This is a genomic window from Streptomyces sp. Ag109_O5-1 (genome assembly GCF_003814875.1).
GTDB classification, from domain to species: Bacteria; Actinomycetota; Actinomycetes; order Streptomycetales; family Streptomycetaceae; genus Streptomyces; species Streptomyces sasae.
On sequence record NZ_RKQF01000001.1, the window covers coordinates 5,807,688 to 5,829,180 of the forward strand.

17 protein-coding genes and 1 pseudogene are annotated in these 21,493 nt (G+C 72.3%); 11 read left to right on the forward strand and 7 right to left on the reverse strand.

Annotation, left to right across the window (positions count from 1 at the left end; all coding sequences use genetic code 11):
• Nucleotides 1-44 precede the first annotated feature (44 nt).
• Nucleotides 45-1,085 carry an FUSC family protein gene (locus EDD90_RS26155; RefSeq protein WP_185149223.1) on the forward strand — a complete coding sequence of 347 codons (1,041 nt, stop codon included), beginning with the start codon at nucleotides 45-47 and terminating at the stop codon, nucleotides 1,083-1,085.
• Between the two features lie 132 nt (nucleotides 1,086-1,217).
• Nucleotides 1,218-1,757: a hypothetical protein gene (locus tag EDD90_RS26160; RefSeq protein ID WP_123975472.1), complete on the forward strand. Its 540-nt coding sequence runs from the start codon at nucleotides 1,218-1,220 to the stop codon at nucleotides 1,755-1,757.
• A gap of 36 nt (nucleotides 1,758-1,793) precedes the next feature.
• On the opposite strand, the gene EDD90_RS26165 is transcribed toward EDD90_RS26160, so the two are convergent.
• On the reverse strand, nucleotides 1,794-2,528 hold the full coding sequence (locus tag EDD90_RS26165) for a DUF4239 domain-containing protein (protein ID WP_311737218.1): 735 nt from the start codon (nucleotides 2,526-2,528) through the stop codon (nucleotides 1,794-1,796).
• A gap of 192 nt (nucleotides 2,529-2,720) precedes the next feature.
• Here EDD90_RS26165 and EDD90_RS26170 point away from each other — a divergent pair, with 192 nt between their 5' ends.
• Both EDD90_RS26170 and EDD90_RS26175 read left to right on the forward strand, forming a co-directional pair.
• Nucleotides 2,721-4,301, forward strand: a complete 1,581-nt coding sequence (locus EDD90_RS26170; protein ID WP_123975473.1) for a hypothetical protein — start codon at nucleotides 2,721-2,723, stop codon at nucleotides 4,299-4,301.
• Between the two features lie 89 nt (nucleotides 4,302-4,390).
• Nucleotides 4,391-5,038, forward strand: coding sequence for a GntR family transcriptional regulator (locus EDD90_RS26175; protein ID WP_260328067.1), 648 nt, complete (start codon nucleotides 4,391-4,393; stop codon nucleotides 5,036-5,038).
• Here the strand turns inward: EDD90_RS26175 and EDD90_RS26180 are convergent.
• Nucleotides 5,035-5,382, reverse strand: a complete 348-nt coding sequence (locus EDD90_RS26180) for a cupin domain-containing protein (RefSeq protein WP_123975474.1) — start codon at nucleotides 5,380-5,382, stop codon at nucleotides 5,035-5,037. The two genes, EDD90_RS26175 and EDD90_RS26180, sit on opposite strands and share 4 nt — an antisense overlap.
• Nucleotides 5,383-5,495: 113 nt before the next feature.
• Nucleotides 5,496-5,705, reverse strand: a pseudogene (locus EDD90_RS59080) (acyltransferase); the annotation flags it as partial.
• Nucleotides 5,706-5,839: 134 nt separating this feature from the next.
• On the opposite strand from EDD90_RS59080, the gene EDD90_RS26190 reads away from it, so the two are divergent.
• Complete coding sequence (locus EDD90_RS26190) at nucleotides 5,840-6,526, forward strand: DUF2848 domain-containing protein (RefSeq protein WP_123975476.1); 687 nt, start codon at nucleotides 5,840-5,842, stop codon at nucleotides 6,524-6,526.
• 40 nt (nucleotides 6,527-6,566) lie between these two features.
• Here EDD90_RS26190 and EDD90_RS26195 read toward each other — a convergent pair whose 3' ends face one another.
• On the reverse strand, nucleotides 6,567-6,929 hold the full coding sequence (locus EDD90_RS26195) for a carboxymuconolactone decarboxylase (protein ID WP_123975477.1): 363 nt from the start codon (nucleotides 6,927-6,929) through the stop codon (nucleotides 6,567-6,569).
• A gap of 249 nt (nucleotides 6,930-7,178) precedes the next feature.
• Between EDD90_RS26195 and EDD90_RS26200 the strand changes: the two genes are divergently transcribed.
• A complete protein-coding gene (locus EDD90_RS26200) occupies nucleotides 7,179-8,366 on the forward strand; it encodes a nitrous oxide reductase family maturation protein NosD (protein ID WP_123975478.1) in 1,188 nt (395 codons plus the stop codon).
• 47 nt (nucleotides 8,367-8,413) lie between these two features.
• Complete coding sequence (locus tag EDD90_RS55620) at nucleotides 8,414-8,632, forward strand: hypothetical protein (RefSeq protein WP_221305126.1); 219 nt, start codon at nucleotides 8,414-8,416, stop codon at nucleotides 8,630-8,632.
• On the opposite strand, the gene EDD90_RS26210 is transcribed toward EDD90_RS55620, so the two are convergent.
• A complete protein-coding gene (locus EDD90_RS26210; protein ID WP_123975479.1) occupies nucleotides 8,603-9,997 on the reverse strand; it encodes a hypothetical protein in 1,395 nt (464 codons plus the stop codon). The two genes, EDD90_RS55620 and EDD90_RS26210, sit on opposite strands and share 30 nt — an antisense overlap.
• A 234-nt stretch (nucleotides 9,998-10,231) precedes the next feature.
• Between EDD90_RS26210 and EDD90_RS26215 the strand changes: the two genes are divergently transcribed.
• Complete coding sequence (locus EDD90_RS26215; RefSeq protein WP_123975480.1) at nucleotides 10,232-11,365, forward strand: hypothetical protein; 1,134 nt, start codon at nucleotides 10,232-10,234, stop codon at nucleotides 11,363-11,365.
• Between the two features lie 83 nt (nucleotides 11,366-11,448).
• Here the strand turns inward: EDD90_RS26215 and EDD90_RS26220 are convergent, their stop codons facing one another.
• A complete protein-coding gene (locus EDD90_RS26220) occupies nucleotides 11,449-12,369 on the reverse strand; it encodes an NADP-dependent oxidoreductase (RefSeq protein ID WP_185149225.1) in 921 nt (306 codons plus the stop codon).
• 313 nt (nucleotides 12,370-12,682) lie between these two features.
• Between EDD90_RS26220 and EDD90_RS26225 the strand changes: the two genes are divergently transcribed.
• The 3 genes from EDD90_RS26225 to EDD90_RS26235 all read left to right on the forward strand — a co-directional run bounded on the left by EDD90_RS26225 (nucleotide 12,683) and on the right by EDD90_RS26235 (nucleotide 20,357).
• Nucleotides 12,683-13,363, forward strand: a complete 681-nt coding sequence (locus EDD90_RS26225) for a hypothetical protein (RefSeq protein ID WP_123975481.1) — start codon at nucleotides 12,683-12,685, stop codon at nucleotides 13,361-13,363.
• Nucleotides 13,364-13,444: 81 nt separating this feature from the next.
• Nucleotides 13,445-15,457, forward strand: a complete 2,013-nt coding sequence (locus tag EDD90_RS26230) for an SPFH domain-containing protein (RefSeq protein ID WP_221305127.1) — start codon at nucleotides 13,445-13,447, stop codon at nucleotides 15,455-15,457.
• 130 nt (nucleotides 15,458-15,587) lie between these two features.
• Nucleotides 15,588-20,357: a DNA repair ATPase gene (locus tag EDD90_RS26235; protein ID WP_123975482.1), complete on the forward strand. Its 4,770-nt coding sequence runs from the start codon at nucleotides 15,588-15,590 to the stop codon at nucleotides 20,355-20,357.
• Here the strand turns inward: EDD90_RS26235 and EDD90_RS26240 are convergent.
• Complete coding sequence (locus EDD90_RS26240) at nucleotides 20,339-21,385, reverse strand: CdaR family transcriptional regulator (protein ID WP_123975483.1); 1,047 nt, start codon at nucleotides 21,383-21,385, stop codon at nucleotides 20,339-20,341. The genes EDD90_RS26235 and EDD90_RS26240 overlap by 19 nt on opposite strands.
• Nucleotides 21,386-21,493: the final 108 nt, after the last annotated feature.

A 21,493-nucleotide genomic window follows, 5' to 3' on the forward strand; every position in this document is an offset into this window, starting at 1 on the left:
GTCGCCGGAGGGCGGCGGGCCGGGGTGTGTGCCATGGTGGGCGGGTGACGGGCGCTTCCCCGTGGACGCAGGTGCGCCGCAGGCTCCGGGTGCAGGGGCCGTCGGCGGCCCGGATTCTGGTGATCGCGGTGTTGTGCTGGCAGGCGGCGCTGTGGGCCGGGGCCGATCAGCCGCCGGTGTTCGCCGCCATCGTTCCCCTCCTGTGCCTGCGCGGTGACTCCGCCTCCTCCCTGGCGGCACTGCTGCTGAGGATCCTCGGTGTGATGGCCGGGGTGGCCCTGGGCATCACGGTGGTCAGTCTCTTCAGGCCGACCACGGTCGTCCTCGCCGTCGTGCTGGGGCTGGCCCTGCTGTGCGGGACCGTCGTCAGTTCCGGGACGACGCTGAACGTGCAGGTCGCGGTGACCTCGCTGCTGGTCTTCGCCAACCCTTCGCCCGACTCGTACGGCCTTGCGCGGCTGTGGGAGAACGCGCTGGGGGGCGCGGTCACCGCTGTCCTCGGTCCGTTGCTCTGGCCGCGGAACCCCCGTCGGGAGGCGGAGACGCTGGCGCGGGAGTGCGCGGACGGTCTGGCGGAGGGTCTGGTGCGCAGCACGCGGGCGATCGGGACGCCGGACGCGGCGTGCGCGAACCGGGCGTCGGCGCAGGCAGCGGCGGACCGACTGCGCGGGTACGGGGCCCAGGCGCGGGAGGCCGAACAGGCCATGCGGTTCAATCCGCTGCGGCGGCGCCACCGGGACGAAGTGACCGAACTGGGCGACCGGATCGACCGCGCGGTCCGGGCGGCGACCCATCTCGTGACCCTGGCCGTCGAGGTCGAGATCTGCACGGTGCGCCACGGACCCACCCCGACCCTCTCCCGGGCCCGGACCCAGCTCCTCCCGGTCGCCGAGGCCACCGCGCGTGCCCTGGAGGCTCTCCTCGCGGGGCGGGATCCCCGCGCGGACACGGACGTCGCGCGAGCCGGACTGGCCCGGTACGCGAGGGGCGACACCGCCCCGGTGGCCGTGGTGCTGCGCAGGCCGTTCGGCAAGATCCTGGACATCTGTGACGATTCCCGGCCGGGAGCGGGGTCGGGTTCCTGACATCGTTGCCCGGGCGGTTCCGCGGTGCGGCGCAGACGCCGTTTTCACGATGGACAGCGCGCCTCCGGTCCGCCATGCTGCCTTGGCGGTACTGGGCCCGTGTGGGCCGTGTTGTCCTAGGGGCGGGGAGCGATGGAGCAATCGCAGGTCGGGGCTGTGCCGCCGGAGCGCATCCGTTTCCGGTTGACACCCCTCCAACGCCTGCTGTCCGCGATGCCCGCCATCGTCATCACGCTCCTACAGGGCTTGTCCTGGTTGGGCAGGAATCCGTACCGTCCTCGGCCCGTCCTGCTGCTCGTGTGGGGGGTCCTGCTGGTCGTGGTGCTGATCGCCTCGCGGTCCACCGGGGTCACTCTCACGCCGTCCGCGGCCATCGTGCACAACTTCCCCCGCAGGACCATCCTGTGGTCGGACGTCCAGGCCATCCAGATCGAGCCGCTCATGGGAAACCGGGCCGTCGTGATCTTCGAGGCAGGCGGCCGCCGGACCCGCCTGCGGGCGCCGAGCACCGGGTTCCTCAGCTGGGATCACGGCTTCGAGGAGAAGTTCCACACCATCGGCAGGTGGTGGCTGGATCACCGCGGCCCGGGCTGGACCCCGGTCCCGCCGCCGGCGACGCCGTGGGGTGGCCCGCTGGGGCCCGACGGAAACCCCTACGCCCCTCCCGCGTAGTCGGCAACCGTCACCTGCCGCCGTGCGCAGCGCCGCTCACTTCGCCCAGTACTGGGCGAGGGCCCCTTCCCGATACGGGGCGGGGCTGACGCTGAGGTCGCCGGCGAAGGGGCGGTCCAGGACGAAGACCAGGAGCAGGCTGAAGCCGACGAGTCCGGCGACCGAGGCGACGAACAGGATCTGGACCCTCAGTTTGCCCATGCCGTAGAGGAAGGTGAGCGGGACCAGGACGAGGGCACCGCCGATGGCCAACGCTTTGAGCAGCGGCGGCAGTTCCTGGCGGGCCATGGTGATACGGGCGCGGCGCTGGGAGGCCACGTCGTCGAGATGGCCGACGGCCTGTTGGTAGAAGACCTGCTCCTGCCGGCTTTTCGGGTCGTAGGTCTGGAGCACGTGGAAGGCGGCCTGGAGATGGGTCTCCGTGGCGCCGTAGCTGGGGTGCCCCGCACGCATCCGGGGCCACTGGTCCTCGACCACGGCGTGGACGTAGCCGCTCATGGCGGAGTCGAGGCGGGTCTGCACCGACGCCGGGAACGCGGCCGCGTCGCGGGTGATGAGCGCCGCGTCGGTGGCCTCGGAGGCGACGATGGTCTGGGTGTCCTCCAGTTGCGTCCACAGGGTGACGATGACGAACGCGAGGATGATCCCGCAGACTGCCGGCGACGGCCGCGAGAACGGTCCCGCCGACGGTGAGGACGGCCAGTGTGAAGGTGCTGAAGTGGTTGAGCAGCCATAGCGACATGTACGCGGAGTCCAGGTCGGACACAACACCCCAAAACCATTGCTTCCCCAGGTCACCGCGGGCGTACGGGAAGAGGTTCACACCACCGAGTGAGAGCCCGATGCTGGCGGATCGCCCGGAGGGCGCGAGTGCGCCGCCCGCCCCCCTCGCCTCGGATCTGCCATGTCCGTGACACGGCTAGGATTGGCCGACTTCGGGGTTTCAAGGGGGAGTTGATGATGATGGTGCGACGAAGATCGCTCGCTTTCGTCGGCGTGGCGGCACTGGTACCGCTGATCGCGTCCGCCGCCTCCGCCACTTCCGCGCATGCGGCGTCGGCCTCACTGACCGTCACCACGCTGGGGCGGCACGGCGGCAAGGTCGCGACGACGGTCACCGTCGTCGCCGTACCGTCCGGTGAGAGGTACAGCGTCAAGTCCGGCAAGCGGATCAGCCTGCCGTCGGGGCGCTACATCGCGATGACCGACATCTACGAGAGCACCACGGACGGCCTGGGCACCGACACCGTCGGCGCGACGGTCGTCCAGGTGTCGGGCAGCAAGTCGGTGACGCTCGACGCGCGCAAGGGCAAGGCCGTCAAGGTCTCGCTCGACACCCCCGCCGACGTGACCGGCCCGCCGCGGATCAGCGCTCAGGTGTGCGCCGCCACCGGCGACATGCCCTCCGCCGACAGCGCTGGCGGCTGGAACAACGAGGGGGCGCTCTACGCCATCCCGAACTCGTCCAAGCTGCTGCAGTTCGGGTACCTGGCGCAGTGGTCGGGCAACGACGGCTACGTGGCCGTGAAGAACACCAAGGGCATCCCGGCCGCGCCCGGCGGGTCGTTCAAGCGGTCGAAGCTGGCGACGATGCGCTTCTCGGTGCGCGGCGGTACGCAGATGGGCACTCTGATCGACACCGCGCTCCAGGCACATCCGAAGACCGACGACTGCACGACCGACCTGATGGCCGATGTCGGCGAGGGCGACGCGCCGTACAGCGCCACCCTCCATGTGACTCCCGGGACCTGGCAGCCGCGCGCCGACATCTTCGCGGACAACGGCGACGACGTCGGCGGCGGTTTCCCGAAGGTCCGGACGCTGAAGGCGGGGCAGAGCTTCACCCAGTCCTTCGGCCGGGCCGTGTGGAGCCCGCTGCACTACCTGCCGCTGCTCGGAGGGAAGTCCGTCACCTTCATTCCGGACTCCCTGATCGGCGACCCCGACATCGGCGGCGGCTGGGGGGACCCGACGAAGGAGACGGTGGTCCTGTCCAAGGGCGGCACCACCGTCAAGAAGAAGACCCTGACCAACTGGGGCAACGGCGACGCCGAGTTCTCCGCCGGCATCCGCTCGGCCGGCTGGTACCGCCTGACCGTCGACGCCCACCGCTACCGGCCGGGCATCACCTTCCCCGCCGGCATGCTGTCGTCGCGCACCACCCTCGACTGGTACTTCAAGGTGGCCGACCCGGCCAGGGCGATCGTCGCGCCCGTCTTCCTGACCCGCTTCCTGCCCACCGGGCTGAACAGCCACAACCAGGCCGCGCCGAACAGCACCACCACGGTCGACGTGACCGCGGGGCGTGACTCCCAGAACCCGGACGAGAAGCTGACCAAGGTGACCGCCAAGACCGTCAAGGTCTGGTCGTCCGCCGACGGCGGCAAGACCTGGAAGGCGGCGACCGTCAAGCATTCCGGCTCGACCTGGCAGGCGTCCGTCCGCAACCCGGCCTCCGGCGCCGTCACCCTGCGCTCCGAGGTGACCGGCTCCGCCGGGGACCGCTCGGTGGAGACGGTGTACCGGGCGTACGCCATCGGCTGACGCCGTGGCGGGAAAGGGCGGCCGTGCACCGGGGTGAGCGGCCGCCGAAGCCTCCGGAAGGTGCGTGGTAGCGTCCGTATACAGGCTGTATGCGATACCTGGGGGTTGCCGTGACGTCCGGTCGGGACAAGGCGTACGCGTACCTCAAGGACACCGTGCTGACGGATCCCGGGATGCAGGGCGCCTTCCTGTCGGAGCAGGAGCTCGCGGACCGGATCGGCGTCTCGCGCACCCCGGTCCGGGAGGCGCTGCTGCAGCTCGCGGCCGAGGATCTGGTCGAGCTGGTGCCCAAGCGGGGCGCCCGGGTCTCGCCCCTGACGGGGCGGGAGATCCGCGAGCTCATGGAGCTGCGGGGCATCGTCGAGCGGTACGCCGCCCAGCAGCTCGTCTCCGGGGGCTCGGCGCCGGTGGCGGAGCTCCGCTCCCTGCTGGCACGGCAGCGCGAGCTCACCGGCGCCGACCAGGCACGGGAGTTCATCGCCGTGGACCACCGCTTCCATGCCGCCCTGGTGTCCGCCGTGGGCAACGCCCTCCTGGACCGTCACTACGACGGCCTGCGCAGCCGCCAGGTCCGTGCCGGAGTGGTCGCCCTCTTCAACCGGCAGGGACGCCAGGCAGCGGTACTGGAGGAACACGAGGCCATCCTGGACGCCCTGGCGGCCGGTGACGCAGAGGCCGCGTGTACCGCCATCGACCACCACCTGGAGTCGACGCTCAGGGTGCTGCTCGCGGGTTAGGGCGTGTCCGGGTAGGTGATCACCAGCATGGTGACGCCTTCCTGGGAGGTCCGGGGGCCGTGTGGCATGCCGGGCGGGCGGCAGGCGTACATGCCTGCGGTGAAGGTCCGGCCGAGGGTCAGGTCGTGCAGCGCGCCCTCGACCAGGTAGACCTCCTCCCAGAAGTCGTGGCGTGTCACGCCGTCCGCCGAGGTGTCGGTGCCCGGCGCCCAGCGGACGAGCGCCGTACGGGATCCGCGCCCGGGGTCGTCGGCCAGGACGCGCTCCTCGACGCCCGGTCCGGCACCGGCCGGGGTCCGCCATGGTCCGTCGGGGAAGTGGAACTCCAGCTCGGGCTTGCTCATCGCCACACCTCCGGGCGCCTGTTCGCCAGTACGGAGGTGCGCCGCCGGACCGCGGCGACCTCGTCGATGTCCAGGTCGGCCACCGGCAGCTCGGGGCCGGCGCCCAGAGCGTGCCGGGCGATGCGCCGCACGCCGTCGGCCCACGGACCGTCGAGGGGCTCGGCGAGCGGTGACAGCGGGGTGCCGAAGCAGGCCATCGACGCCTCCGGGAAGACGACGACGCGGGCTCCGGCGTCCGCCGCGCGCCGGGTCCACTCCTCGACGAGCGGGAGGTTCCTGCCGGGGCCGGGGCCGGTGATGAGCTGACTCAGGGCGATCCGCACAGGGCGGTCCTCCTTCGCACGTCGAACGTCCGGGGCCGCACATCGACCTTCCGGCATACTTCTTGTATACAGGCAGTATGCGCAAGCCCCCGCGTGAGAGCTTCACCGCGGACCCGAGCTCTGGGAGTGCCCTCATGGCCGTGCTGACCTTCGAACTGCCCGACGGATCGACCTGCGAGGTCGACGTCGTCCAGGTCCTCAACGCCGGGTACGCCGGGCGCAGCCAGGAGGATGTCGCCGCGCATGTCGCGGAGCTCGCCGAGCTGGGCGTGCCCGGTCCGTCCGTGACGCCCGCCCTCTACCCGGTCTCCCCCTACCTCGCCCAGCAGACCGACCGGGTCCACGCGCAGCACGGGCACACCTCCGGCGAGGCGGAGTGGGCGCTCGTCGTGTCCGGCGGCGGCGAGCTGCTGCTGACCGCCGCCAGCGACCACACGGACCGCGACCTGGAGGTGCACGGCGTGGCCTGGAGCAAGAACGCGGGCCCCGACGTCCTGGCCCGCCGCGCCTGGCGCCTGGCCGATGTGGAGTCCCGCCTCGACGACCTCGTGCTGCGCGCCTGGGTCACCCACGGCGACACGTCGACGGAGATCCAGCACGGCACCCTCGCCGAACTCCTCGCCCCCGCCTACTGGATCGGCGTCCTGCGCTCACGCGGCGCGCTCACGCCCGGCACCGTCCTCTTCTCCGGCACCCTCCCCATGGCCCCCGGCGTCGACCAGTTCGCCGACGGCTGGACCGTGGAACTGGCGGACCCCGCCACCGGCGACACGATCCGCCTCCACTACGACATCCGGCCCATGCCGGCGCCGATCGGCTGACGCGACGGCCCGGGCCGGGGGCCGATCGCGACAACGCCCTTCAGATACCGGTGCGGCTGTCCGCCTCGGCCCGCGCTATGGCCTCGGCCTCGCTGTCGGCCAGTTCGAGTGCGACACCGAAGGCCTGGGCGATGTGGCCGGCCGCGGACATGACGCGTGCCGTCCCCACGACGGGTGCGATCGCCACGAGGAGATCCTGCAGCTGCTCGACGGTGAACTGGGCCTTGATCGCGGGGTTGACGTGGGCCAGGTAGGAGATCGCGGGTGCGTCCATGGCCACGAGGGCGGCGATACGGCTGAGGATGAGCGTGCGCTCCTCCATGTGGCAATGCTCGATGGAGTCGATCGTCATCGCGGCGATCGTGTCGAGAACGGGGGTGTCGAACTCAGGTGCAGTAGCCATGACGAGACTGCCTTCCGGTTCCGGTGCTGCAGGGAGTCGGACCGCCGCCCGCTTCACGCGGGGTCCCCCCGCCCATGCCCGGCGGTGACCAGTCAAGCGTAGGCACGGTCAAGCGGTGCCGCGCGGCGAGGCGGACGTGCGACCAGACAGGCGACCCTCGTTTGAATCACAGGACGCATCGCCACATATCCCTATGAACGGATATCCACACTTTTGCCTGGTTCGCCCATGTGATGAGCGAGGAGTTCCATGAAGCGCGCTTCGAAGAGGTCGCAAACACCGGGTGCGCGGGGCTTCCTCGCGGTCCTGTCGGTCCTGACGGCGCTGGGCGCCCTGGTGGCAATCGCACCCGCCGCCCACGCTGCGTCGACGCTGGTCGTACCGCGCGATTACCGCACCATCCAGGCGGCGGTGGACGCGGCCGCCTCGGGTGACACGATCCTCGTCCAACCGCGTACGTACCGGGAGGAGGTCGTCGTCAGCGGCAAGGACCTCACGCTCAAGGCCGCCGGCAAGGGCTCGCCGGTCATCAAGGCGCCGGCGACGCTGACCCCCTTCGCCCAGGACGTGCGCCACAGTGTGCCGGTGACGTCCGTCGTGCGGATCGCCCATGGCGCCCACGTCCGTATGTCCGGCTTCACCGTGACCGGGCCGGTGCCGTGCAATCAACTGGTCAGCGGCATCACCGCGCTCCAGTCCTCCGTTCTCGACCTGTCACGGACGCGCGTCGTCGACATGCTGCCCGCCCCGCCCTGTCCGGCCGATCAGGCGTTCGGCCGGGGCGTGACCGTCGGACTGCCGGACTTCGTCCAGGTGGACGGCGCGTCCGGCAGCGCCGCTTCCGGACGGATCACCCATGTCACGGTCACCCGCTACCAGACCGACGGCATCAATCTGAACGGCCCGAGCCAGGGCACGCCCTCCCGGGTGGTCGCGGAGAACAACGTCGTCACCGGCGGTGCCCAGATCCCGGCCGCCCAGGCCGGCATCGTCGTCGGAAGCGCGGTGGCCACCGTGACCGGCAACCGGGTCTCCCATGCCGTATGCACCCTCCCCGGTTGCGGCGGGGATCCGATCAGCGAGTTCCAGTCCCCCGGCATCGCCGCCATCGGCACCCCGTCGGGCACGGAGATCTCCCGCAACCAAGTCTCCGACACCGACATCGGCATCTACCAGATCTTCAGCCCCGACTGCTGCCGGATCAGCCACAACCGGCTGACCGGCAACCGGTTCTTCGGGATCGTCATCCAGGACGGCAACGGCACGACCGACCACAACGAGATCACCGGCGGCCGGGTGGGCATCGGCGTCGTCGCCGACACGGTCGACACGACCGGCACCCTGCGCGGCGACCGGATCCGCAAGACGTCCGTCGCACCCGTCCGTGAGATCCAGTGCTGCGGATTCAAGGCGACGGCCGTCGTCAAGTCCGACTGACGCGACATCGCCTCCCGGGCCCCCCGACGGCTGCGGTGGGCCCGGGCATGACCGACGAGCGGCCGATGAGCGGCCGGTTCACGGGTCAGTTCACGGGTCGGTTCGCGGAGTTCGCGGAGTTCGCGGAGTTCGCGGAGTTCGCGGAGTTCGCGGAGTTCGCGGAGTTCGCGGAGTTCGCGGAGTTCGCGGAGTTCGCGGAGTTCGCGGAGTTCGCGGAGTTCGCGGAGTTCGCGGATTCAGTCCACGGTGAAGTCGTATGCGTATAGGGCCAGTTGGATGCCGGTACGGGTCGTCGCGTAGACCTGGACTCCGTGGGAGCCCTTCGAGTCCGGGGTCCAGTCGACGCTCGCGGTACCGTCGGCTCCCGCGGCGACCGTGACCTCCGGTTCCGTGTCGAAGGTGTACGTGTAGCTCACGACGCCCTTCACCTTCGGCGTGAAGGTGAAGGTGCCAGGGACGCCCGCACCGCCGCCGGAACCGTTCTCGGGATAGACCTCGGAGGCGACGGTGGGAGTCGTGTCGTAGTCGATGTCCCAGAATGCCGCGTCACTGAGCCAGCCGTTCGCGCTCCTGCTGGTCACGGAGAGATGCTCGCCGATGATGCCGTCGATCGTGAGCTCTGTCGTCGCCGTGCCGTCCGCCGTCGCCGGGACGTCGAAGGTCTTGTCTCCGTCCGGGCCGTTGATGGTGTGCACGGAGTAACTGACGACCGGGCTCCTCGACTGGAGGGCGGCGTCGGGCCGGAGCGTGAACGTGGTCGTGTCGCCGAACTCGGGTGAGGGGTCGGCCGGGGTGATGGTGGGCGGCGTGGGGCTGACGTAGAACCTGTAGCTGGTGGTTTCCGACGGGCTGAAGGCCCGGTCGAGGCTGCGCACCCACAGGGTCGCGGCGCCACCGTAGGGCGGAACCAGGCTGACCGTGGCCGAACCGCCCAGGGCGTCGGCGCGCACGAAGTGTGTCTGGTCCGCGTACGGGTCGCGGGGCTGCGGGATGCCGTGGTCGCCGAAGTCCGCGAGAACGATGGACTCAAGCGACCCTGTCCAGGAGTACTGGAACCCGGCGACGTCGTCGGCGCCGTTGGCGCTCAACGTGAACCTGACCGGGTCGCCGCCCTGGTTCCACTGGTTCGGCGGGTAGTTCGGCGAGGTGATGGTCGGCGTGCTCGCAGGGGAAGTGTCGTCGATCGTGACGTAACAGGGGACGGACCAGTCCGAGGCCGCGTCCCCGGCCACGGTCTGCGCCCGCCACGCGTAGGTCTGCCCGTCGGCGAGCATGTCGTTGGGCAGGAGGCTCCTGGCCTCGTCCTCGGGGGTGGCGCGGTCATGGGTGACCGTCTCGGTGTGCGACGGGTCGGCGACCGGCCAGACCTGGTACCGGACGCCGACCAGAGAGTTGTCGTCGGGGTCGGCGGTCCCGGGGATGCCCTCGACGACAACGTTGTTGCGGGCCCAGAGGTATGTGGGCCGGTCCGCGTCGGTGGAGCAGTTCCGGTTGCCGTTGAAGAGCTGGGTGGGCGTGGTGGGCGTGCCGCCGGCCGCGCTCGCGGGCGACACGGCGGCGGCCAGCGACAGGCCGAGGGTTCCCAGCAGTGCGAGGACGGCACGCGGGCGCGCACCGAAGGACTTGGTCAAGTGGTCCCTCCCGTTTGGATGCCCGCACCCGGTGCCCGAATGCGCACCAGTGTGCGGGCGGCGAAGGGATCGTATGAGGCGCCGTGACAACATGCTTGAGAATTAAGGGGAGTTGAGCAGGTGGCCGCTTCTTACCTCGCGCCGAGAACCCGCCTTGCCTTCCGTCCATCTCTACAAGGGGCGCACGACGTGCGGGGGACCGAGCGAGGCGACAAGAACCGGAAGTGAGAAAGCGTGTCGGCCATCAGCCAGCGGGTACACCTGGTGCTGCTCACCGCCTGGACCGTCCTCTGGTTCGCCGTGGTCCAGCCGCACGGAGGGTTCTCCTGGCACTATCTGCGTTTCGGTGGTCAGTTGCTCTACTCGGGCTCGGGCAGGGCGGACGGCGGCCTGAATCTGTACGCCCACCACCCCGAGCTCCAGATGGGGCCCGTCAGCTTCCTGACGGCGGGGCTGTTCAACCCTTTTCCCGAGCCCGTCGGGCAGTTCCTGGCCGCCGCTGTGATGTCGCTGCTGGGGCTGCTGATCCTGGTGGTGGTCGGACGCAGCGCCGCCTGGCATCTGCTGGGCACGGGCACCAACCACCAGCGGCTGCGGCAGCGGGTGCTGGTCGCGGGCCTGGCCTTCATCCCGATGTGGATCGAGGTCGCCGTCCGCTTCGGCCACCTCGACGACGTACTGGCACTCTTCTTCACAGCCCTTGCCGTACGCGCTCTCACCCTCGGCAACCCCGCCGCCACGGGCGTCTTCCTGGCCCTCGCCATGGATTCCAAACCGACCGCGCTGGCCTTCCTGCCGCTGCTGCTCGCACTGCCGAGGGGACAGTGGCTGCGCGCGGGGCTGTGGTGCACGGCTCTGGTCGCGCTCGCCTGGCTGCCGTTCCTCCTCAGTGACCCGCAGTCGTTGACCGCGGCCCGGTTCACCATCCCCAACCAGCCCGCGTCGGCGCTGCACTGGCTCGGCGTGGACGATCCACGAACCCCTCCCTGGGACCGGCCCGCACAGGCCGCGATGGGGCTGGCGCTGGGCTGCCTCGCGGTCTGGCGAGGCCGCTGGCCCGCCGTCGTCCTGCTCGGCGCCAACGCCCGCATCGCCCTGGACCCCAGCGTCTACACCTACTACACCGCCTCCGTCCTGCTGGGCACACTGCTGTGGGATGTGATCGGACAGCGGGCCCTGGTGCCCTGGTGGAGCTGGATCGGCCTGACCACCCTGTACGGCGCGGTCTTCGCCGTTCCCGGTGACGCGGCCCGCGGGCTGATCCGCCTGGCCTTCGTCATCGTCTCCACCGCATATGTGCTGTTCTGGCCGGTACGGGATCGGCGTCGGCGGGCCACCCGCGCACCCGCCCCGGCGATCGTGAACTGACGGCCCTGGCAGGCCGCGGTCACTGTCACAGCGGCGGCCGCAAGCCCTCCGGCGATCCGCGTTCCGATCGTGGCGGTCCTCCTTCAGTCCTCCGTGACGCGGATGATCGTCTTGCCCGGGGTTCGCGGGCCGGGGCCGAACGCCGCGGGGGCTTCGGCGAGCGGCCGCACGGCACCGACGGCCGGCTTGAGCCGGCCGTCCCTCAGCCGGGCGGCCAGGTCGGCGAGGCGGGCGCGGTCGGGTTCGACGACGAAGAAGACCGCGCGCCCGTCCTTGGGCCGGACCCTGGGCGGCATGACGATGGTGACGAGCGTGCCACCGGCCCGGACCAGCGTCGCCGAGCGGTCGAGGATGTCGCCACCGATCACGTCGAGGACGACGTCGGCCTCGCCGGCGTCCTCCAGCTTCTCGGTCTCCAGGTCCAGGAAGGTGTCGACGCCCAGGGCGAGTACCCGCTCCCGGTCGGCGGTCCGGCCGGTGCCGGTCACCTGGGCGCCGGCCTCACGGGCGAGTTGCACGGCGATCGAGCCGACGCTCCCCGCGGCCCCGTGGACGAGGACGGTCTGGCCGGTGGCCAGTCGGCCGTGGTCGAAGAGGGCCTGCCAGGCGGTCAGGCCGGAGATCGGCAGAGCGGCGGCCGTGGTGTGATCGATGTCCGCGGGCAGCGGTGCGAGGTTGCGGGCCTCCACCGCGGTGTACTCGGCGAGCGATCCGTCGCGGGTCCAGTCGGTCAGGCCGAACACCCGCTGACCGAGGCTCAGGCCGGTGGTGCCGTACCCCAACCCCACCACGACACCCGACAGTTCGTGGCCCGGCACGCTCGGCGTCCGATCGCGGCCGGCGCGGTCGGTCCAGGTGCCCGGCCAGTCCAGCTCGCCAGGGGTGAAGCCCGCGGCGTGCACCCTCACGATGACGTCGTTCTCGGCCGCGTGGGGGTAGGGCAGGTCCGTCAGGGACAGCCCTGCCGGACCGGCGTCACGGTCTCGAACGGTGATGGCTTTCATAGGTGTCCGTTCCTTACGAGGGCGGACGACCGGAGCGGACTGCCCGTCCGGCCCCGGGCCCGTCGCCCATGCGGATCGCGGCCTCCGCCGGCTCGCGCAGCCAGCGTAGCCATCCGGACCCGGGGCTCGGTGTTCCCGCGCCTGCCACGCCGGGACCTGCGGAGATCCGGCGGTGTGTGAGCTGATCCGGGACATGAAAGGGGCACCGAGACTTCCGGGATCACGCAGTGCGTGACCGTTGGCGCGATGTCACCCTTGCGCATGCGGCACACGGAGCGTGGCCGTCGGGGGATCGCGGAGGCGGGCGAGCGCAGTGGGGGACTTTCTGGGGGCGGTCACGGCGTATCCGACCGTGGTCTTCACCTTCGCCCTGGTCGTGGTGGCGGCCTACTGGCTGCTGGTGCTCCTGGGAGGCGCACATTTTCCCGTGGCACGCGCGGGACATCACGGCCATGGAGCCGGCGCAGGACATCACGGGCACGGACATGGGCACGGGCACGGGCACGGCGGGGGACGCCATGGCCACGGGGGGTTGCAGCGGGTGCTGGGCCTCGGCGGGGTGCCGATCACCGTGGCGGTGTCGCTCGTGGTCGCCTTCGCCTGGTTCAGCGCGCTGACCGGCCGGGTGCTGCTCGGCAGTGGGGATCACGGGGCCCTGCTGCCGGCCGCCCTGGTCGGCGGGTGGGCGGGCGCCCGCCTGCTGGCGTGGCCACTGCGACGGCTGACGCCCGCCCCCGTCCCGCCTCCGTCCCGCCGCGACTTCGTCGGCCTCGGCTGCGTGATCCGCACCGGACGCGTCGGCCCCGACTTCGGGCAGGCCGAGGTGCACGCCGTCGACGGATCCTCCGCGACCGTGCAGGTCCGGCAGAGCCTCGACGACGCGGCCGGACCGGACGGCGCGGCACTGCGCGCCGGGTCGTCGGCGCTCATCTACGACTACGACGCCGAGGGCGAGTTCTTCTGGGTCATGCCCGCCCCGCCGGCCACCGGCTGACGCAGCCGGCCCCCGTCGTTCGTTTCACCCACTCATCCACTCATCCACTCATCCGCGGCAAGGCCGTCCAAGGGATCCGCCATGTCTGTCGTCACCATCGGAATCGGTGTGCTCGTCGCCGTCCTGCTGCTCATCGGCCTGGGCACGCTGCTGCTCTTCGGCCGGCTGTTCCGCAAGGTGGTCCAGGGCGAGGCCCTGATCGTCTCCCGGCCCAAGAGCGTCGACGTCACCTTCACCGGGGCCCTGGTCCTGCCCATGCTGCACCGCGCGGAGGTCATGGACATCTCGGTGAAGACCATCGAGATCGTCCGCACCGGCCGCGAGGGCATGATCTGCAAGGACAACATCCGCGCCGACATCCAGATCACGTTCTTCGTCCGGGTCAACAAGACGGTCGAGGACGTCATCAAGGTGGCCCAGGCCATCGGGACCGAGCGGGCCAGCCACCAGGAGACCCTGCAGAACCTGTTCAGCGCGAAGTTCGCCGAGGCGCTGCGGACGGTCGGCAAGCAGCTCGACTTCGCCGACCTCTACACCAAGCGCGAGGAGTTCAGGGACCGGATCGTCGCGGCCATCGGCACCGATCTGAACGGCTACCACCTGGAGGACGCGGCGATCGACCATCTGGAGCAGACCCCGCTGGAGCAGCTCGACTCCTCCAACATCCTGGACGCCCAGGGCATCCGGAAGATCACCGAGCTCACCGCGCTGGAGCACATCCGCACCAACGACTTCCAGCGCAACGAGGAGATGGAGATCACCCGCCAGAACGTGGACGCGCGCGAGGCCGTCCTGGAGCTGGAACGGCGGCGCGCGGAGGCGGAGATCCGGCAGCGCAAGGGCATCGAGACCCTGCGGGCCCAGGAGGAGGCGGCCACCGCGCAGGTCCAGGAGGAGGAGCGGCTCAAGGCGCACAGCGCGCTGCTGCGGACCGAGGAACTCCTCGGCGTCCAGCGGGAGAACCAGCAGCGGGAGATCGCGGTCGCCGAGAAGAACCGGGAGCGGGTCCTCGCGGTGGAGGGCGAGCGCATCGAGAAGGACCGGCTGCTGGAGGTCGTCAACCGGGAGCGGGAGGTGGAGCTCGCCCGGGCGGAGAAGGAGAAGCAGGTCGAGGTCGAGCGCCGGGGCGTGGCCGACGTGGTGCGCGAGCGGGTCGCGGTGGAGCGCACGGTCGCGGAGCAGGAGGAGGAGATCAAGCGGGTCCGGGTGGTCCAGGAGGCCGAGCGCACCCGGCAGACGGTCATCATCGCCGCAGAGGCGGAGGCGCAGGAACAGCTCGTCAAGGACATCAAGGCGGCCGAGGCCGCCGAGCAGGCCGCGCACCTGCGGGCCAAGGAGCAGCTGGTGCTGGCCGAGGCCGGGCAGAAGAGCGCGGAGCTGGAGGCCGCCGCCAAGGTGCGCCGGGCGGAGGGCGAGCGCGCCATGGCCGGAGCGGCCGGTCTGGCCCAGGCCGAGGTGGCGGAGCGCCAGGCCATGGCCGAGGCGGCCGGTGTACGGGCCCGGCTGGAGGGCGAGGCGGCCGGCCTGAAGGAGAAGGCGGACGCCATCGAGAAGGTCGGGCTGGCCGAGGCCGCCGTGGCCGAGAGCAAGGCGAACGCGGAGGCGGCGGGCATCCGGGAACGGCTGCTGGGCGAGGCCGCCGGTCTGAAGGAGAAGGCCGCGGCGATGGCCGCGCTGGACGAGGTGTCCCGGGCGCACGAGGAGTTCCGGCTGCGGCTGGCCGCCGACAAGGAGGTCCGGATGGCCGCGCTGGAGGTCCAGCGGACGGTGGCCGAGGCCCAGGCGGCGGTGCTGGCCGCCGGACTGGAGAGCGCGGACATCGACATCGTGGGCGGCGACAGCGTGTTCCTGGAGCGGCTGGTCGGCGCGGTGTCCTTCGGCAAGTCGATCGACGGCGCGGTACAGGGCTCGGAGACGGTACAGGCCCTCGGCGCGGAGTGGCTCAGCGGAGAGAAGAGCTTCAGCGCCGACGCGACGGAGGTACTGCGCGGCTTCGCAGCGGGCGGCCCGTGGAACCTGGCCCTGCTGCTGAAGCTGCTCGGCGACCAGCAGACCGCAGACCCCGTACAGCTGGCCAACGGCACTTCCAAGTAGCACGACCACAACAGCGCCCCGCAAGGGGCGCTGGGGGTACCCCCGGCCGAAGGCTGGGGGAGGAACCGCGCGACCAGCCACAACGCCGCCGCAGCCGAAAGACGGCGGCAAGGGGGAACGGAAAACAGCCATGGGCGTCGAGGACGGCACCTACCAGATCCTGCGGGCAAGGCTCGCCGACCGCGCTACGGAACTAGGCCGACGGGCCGCCGAGCTGAACTCCCGTCGGCAGCAGGCCTTCGGCTCACGCCCCCTGGAGCTGGTCGGCTCGGCCCGCCCCCGCACCGCCGGGGAAGGCACAGCCCGCGGCATCGTCGCCGTACGCCCCGACGTCCTCCTCCTGGGGACCTCTGCGCCCAGCCTCGACGCGGGGCTGCTGTCGCTGCACGCCCTGGACGGCTCGGCGCTGGGCCCGGAGCGGGTGCCCGGCCTGCTCGACGACGAGCGTTTCCGCCGTGACCTGGCCGAACTGCTGCGCTACTACCGCGACGCCCGCCTCGCCGACCTGGTGCACACGGCGTCGGGGCGGTTGCTCGCGGTGTTCCGCACCGGTGAGAACGACGGTGATCTCCGGGTCCTGAGCTGGCAGTTAGGGGCGGACCGGGTCGAGTACCTGGGCAACCACGGGGAACGCGACCTGCCGCAGCCGTCCGCCTCCGAGCTGCCGTGGCGGACGACGGGCCGCGAGGACCACACCGACGGGCGGATCCTGATCGAGGGCGGCGAGGGCGCGGTCTCGGTCGCCACCACCGGCGGCAGCCTCACCGTCCACGCCGTGCCCGGCGACCGGCCGCTGTTCCGGGAGCCGGTCGACGAGCCGCTGCAGAGTCTGGCGGACGCCACGGTCGGCTACGCGGTGACCGGCCCCCTGCTGCTCCTGCGGATCCGCCCCTACAACGAACCGGCCGACCGCTACCTGGTCGTCAACACCCGTACCGGCTCGGTGCGCCGCCAGGACTCGCTCGGCCGCGGCGCCCGGCTGCTCCCCGCCGAGCAGGGCCTGATCTTCCCCGGCGGCTACGAGCTGGCGGACGGCAGCCACCGGACCTTCCGCATCGACGGCGGCATCGACGGCGACAGCGGTACGACGGCCGGTGCGGGAGCCGTTACCGCCGCGGACGGCGGCCTGTACTTCGACGCCGTCCTCCCCGCCCCCAACGGCGAGGACCTCCTCTACGTCCTGCGCCGCCCCGGCCGCGCCCAGGTCCTGCTGCTGCCCTGGAACACCGTCCGCCGCGAGGCCGCGAGCGCCCTGCACGCCGCCGCGCACACCCTCCTCCCCGACGGCACGCTCGTCCTGCTCAGAGCGGACCGCGAGCCGGTGCGCACCCATGAACTCCAGCTGTGGCAGACCCCTTTCCAGTCCGCCGAGTACGCCGCCGCCCAGGCGGTCGGCGACGGCCCGCTGGAACGGATCGGCAACGCCGACCTGGTGCACGGCATCGCCGAATGCCTCGACGTGGTCCGTACGGCGACGGCCGCCGCGCCGGAGAACCCGGCCGCGGCCGCCCCGGAGCTGATCCTCGACGTCTGCGCCAAGGCGGCGGACCGCCACTACTGGCTCGCCGACACCGGCCTGCTCGAACCGCTCGCCGAACTGCGCGATGCCGCAGAGCAGTTGGTTGCCGAGCAGACCAGGATCCGGCAGCTCGCCGCCCGTGCGGCGCGCGAGCTGGACCGGGCGCGCGAGGAGGCCGCCGGGCTGATCCGCCGTTCCCACGGCGAACCGCCCGCCGACGCGGACGGCTGGACCGCGCTGCTCGCCGAACTCCGCCGGGCCCAGGGCCGTACCCGCACCCTGCGCGAACTGCCCCAGCTCGACCCGGCCGCGCTGGACCGCGTCGAGGCGGACCTGGCCGACGAGCTCACGGCCGCGACCGAGCGGGCTTTCGCGTTCTTCGCCGGTCCCGACGCCTTCGCCGCCCCCCTGGCCGCCGCCCTGCGCGCCGCCGAGGACGCCGCCTCGGTGGCCACCGCCGCCGAGGCCGAGCGGCTCACCGATGGTCTCACCGAGCAGGCGGACGCCCTGGCCACCGTCACCGACCTGGTCACCGGCGCGGTCACCGCCGATCCGGGCGCTACGACGGCCGTACTGCTGGCCATCGGCGAGGTGCTGGCGGCGGTCAACCGGGCCCGTGCGGTCCTCGCGAACCGCCGCCGGGTCCTGCTGGACGCCGAACACCGCGCCGCCCACGCCGCCGAGTCGGCGCTGCTCGCCCAGGCGACGACCGCCGCCCTGGCCGCCGCCGGCTCCTCTGCCGCCTGCGACGACCAACTCGCCCGGCTGCTGCTGCGGTTGGACGCACTGGAGGCCCGTTTCGCCGAGGCCGAGGACCTCGCCGCCGACCTGGCGCTGCGCCGCGAGGAGATCCGGCAGGCGTTCGCCGCCCGGCGCCAGACCCTGCTGGACGAGGCCGCCGCCCGCGCCGACCGGGTGGCCGCCTCCGCGCTGCGGGCCCTGGAGGCATTGCGCCGCAGGCTCGCCGGGCTCGGGTCGGCGGCCGACATCCACGCCGCGCAGGCCGCCGACCCGATGGCGTCGTGGGTCCGTGCCGCCGCCGGGGAACTGCGCGGCCTCGACGACCAGGTGCGCGCCCAGGAGCTGGAGGACGGCCTGCTCGACGCCGTCCGCACCGCCCTGCGCGAGCTGCGCGACCGGGCCGATCTGACCGAGGACGGCGGGGCCGCCGTACGGCTGGGCCGGCACCGGTTCGCCGTCCGCCGCGAGCCGGTGGAACTCACCCTGCAGCCGGACGGCGACGGGCTGGCCTTCGCCGTCACCGGCACCGGCTACCGCCGGCCCGCCCACCTCCCCGAGCTGCTGACCGGACGCGAGTTCTGGACGCAGCCCCTGGTCAGCGAGTCACCGGCGCTCTACCGCGCCGAGTACCTGGCCGCCGCGCTGCTGCCCACCGCCACCGCCGGCGAGCCGCTGCTCGACCAGGTCCGGCGCGCGGCCGAGAGCGCCTACGACGAGGGCTACGAGCGCGGCGTCCACGACCACGACGCCACCGTCATCCTCGGCGCGCTGCTCCGGCTGCGGGCCGGTGCCGGGCTGCTGGAGCACTCCGCCGAGGTGCGCGCCACCGCCCAGCTGTTCTGGGCCCATGCCGCGACCGACGACCGACGGGCCGCCTGGCAGCGACGCGCCCGCTCCCTGGCGCTGGCCCGCGCCCACTTCGGACCCGACGGCGCCGCACCGGTCACGGCCTGGTCCGAGCTGGCGGCCGAACTCTCGGACGCGGTGGCCGCGTTCGCCGCCTTGGCCGGGCTGCCTCCGGTACCGCGGGCGGGCGAGTACCTGGTGGCCGAACTCGCCGATCCGCACGAGGGTTTCGCCACCGGCCCCGCCGTACGCACCCTTCTCGACGGCTTCCGCCACACGGACGCCGCTCCCGCCCTCACCGCGGACCTGGCCGCGCTCGGCACCGACCTGCCCGCGTGCCGTCAGCTCGCCGCCGCCTGGCTGGGGTCGTACGCGGCCGTCCACTCGGAGGGTGAGGGGGTGCCGGAGGCCGTGGCCCACCTGTGCGCACCCGGCCTGCCGCGCTACGAGATCGCCGGTGCCGTCCAGGAGACCGTCGACGGACTGCTCGGCGTCCACCCCCGGGTCCGCGACGGCCGGTTGACCGTACGCCTCGACGAACTTCCGCACCGCGCACAGGAGTTCCGGGAGGAGCGGGCCCCCGCGTTCCGGGCCTTCCAGCGGCGGCGCGCGGAGGTCCTGGCCGCCGAGCGGGCCCGGCTGCGCCTGGACGACCACCGTCCCCGCCCGCTCGCCGGCTTCGTCCGCAACCAGCTCATCGACCGGGTCTACCTCCCCCTGGTCGGCGACAACCTGGCCAGGCAGCTGGGCACCCTCGACCCCACGGGACCGGCCGACCGCAGCGGACTGCTGCTGCTCCTGTCCCCGCCCGGCTACGGCAAGACGACCCTGCTGGAGTACGTCGCCGACCGGCTCGGTCTGCTCATGGTCCGCGTCGACGGCCCCGCACTCGGCACCGGCACCACCTCGCTCGACCCCGACCGCGCCCCTGACGCGGCCGCCCGGCGGGAGGTCGAGAAGATCGTGTTCGCCCTGGAGGCGGGCAGCAACGTCCTGCTGTACCTGGACGACATCCAGCACGTCGGCGCCGAACTCCTGCAGAAGTTCATCCCGTTGTGCGACGCGCAGCGCCGGATCGAGGCCGTCGCCGACGGTGTCGCCCGCAGCTTCGACCTGCGCGGACGCCGCTTCGCCGTCTGCCTCGCGGGAAACCCGTACACCGCGAACGGGCAGCGCTTCCAGATCCCCGACATGCTCGCCAACCGTGCCGACGTCTGGAACCTCGGCGAGGTGCTCAGCGGCCACGACGACCTGTTCGCGCTCTCCTTCCTGGAGAACGCCCTCGCCGCCAACCCGGTCCTGGCCCCGCTCGCCGGAGCCGACCCGGCCGACCTGCGCCTGCTGGTCGCCCTCGCCGACGGCGACCCGACCGCCCAGGCCGACCAACTCGCCCACCCTGTCCTGGACCTGGACCGCGTGCTGGCCACGCTCACCCGGCTGCGCGGCGTCCAGCGGACCGTCCTCGCCGTCAACCGCGCCTACATCGCCTCCGCCGCCCAGGAGGACGCCGGCCGCCGGGAACCGCCGTTCCTGCTCCAGGGCTCGTACCGCACCATGGCGCAGCTCGCCGCACGGATCGACCCCGTCCAGAGCGAGGCCGAGGTCGAGACCCTGCTCGACGACCACTACCTCGCCGAGGCACGGACCCTCGGCAGCGCCGCGGAGGCCAACCTGCTCGCACTCGCCCGGCTCCGCGGCCGGTCCACCCCCGAACAGACCGCCCGCTGGAGCGCGTTGTGCGCGGCCTACGCGTCCGACGGCTCTCCTTCCGCGGCCTACCCGTCCAACGGCTGATCCTGGCCCGGCCACCCCAGCAGCCGTGCGCCGAACACCGCCGTCTCCAGGGTGTAGCGCTGCAACGCGTCGTCGGGATCCAGGCCCGTCAGCCGTACGACGTGGGCGATGCGGTACGCCAACGCGCGCACGCTCACCCCGAGCCGCCGCGCCGCCTCGGCCGCGACGTACCGCGAATCGGCGTAGGCGATCAGCGTCTCAAGGAGCGGCCGGGCCCCGCCGCGCGCCGTCCGCAACGGGCCCAGCACCCCGTGCACCAGATCCTCCAGCGCCTCCCGGTCCCGCAGCAGCACCGGCAGGACCAGCAGGTCGGCCGCGTACAACAGCGGTTCGCGTAGCTCCAGTTGGGTCGCCTGCTCCAGCGCCGACCGGGCCTCCTCGTAGGAGTGCACGACCCCGCCGGGCCCGCTGTGCGGACGGCCCACCACGACCCGCCGGCCCTGGGTCAGCTCCGCGAACGCCTTGAGCGCCGCTGCCTCGCCCGGTCCGGACGGCACGATGCACACCAGCCGCCCGTGCTTCACGGCGAGCAGGATCTCCTGCTCGCCGAACCGGCCGAGCAGCCGCCGCTCCAGCGCCCGTACCAGCGGATCCTCCAGGTCGTAGCCGTCGCCCTCGGCGACCGCGACGACATGCGCGCAGGCCAGGTTGAGCCCGAACCGCTCGGCGTGCTCGGCCAGTCGGCCCAGGTCGCTGCGGCTGCTCAGCAGGTCCGCCACGAACTCCCGGCGCCCGGCCTCCTCCCGGCGCAGCCGCTCCCGGTACGCCCGCCCGTGCCCGTCGGCGAGCGCGGCCATCGCCGCCCGCAGTGCCGTCATCGACGCGGCGTCGACCGGCTGCCCCTCCCAGACCCTGCCGGTCACGGCCAGCCGCTCGTCGACCAGTTCGGCGAGCCCCCGCCCCTGCTCGGCGGCCCGGTCGCCGTACTCGCGCAGCGAGTCCAGCTCGGCGCGCCGCAGCCGCCGCCCGCTCCTCGCAACGTCCTCCAGCAGCCGCGCCCAGGCATCGTCGTCGGACGACGCAGACATACCCGTGGCCGCTCCGGCAGTAGCCAACTCCCGTTTCCTCCCCCGCACACCGCACCTGCGACCCGCCAGCGTACGACGAGCCGCGCGCACCCGACATGGGAGGTCGCG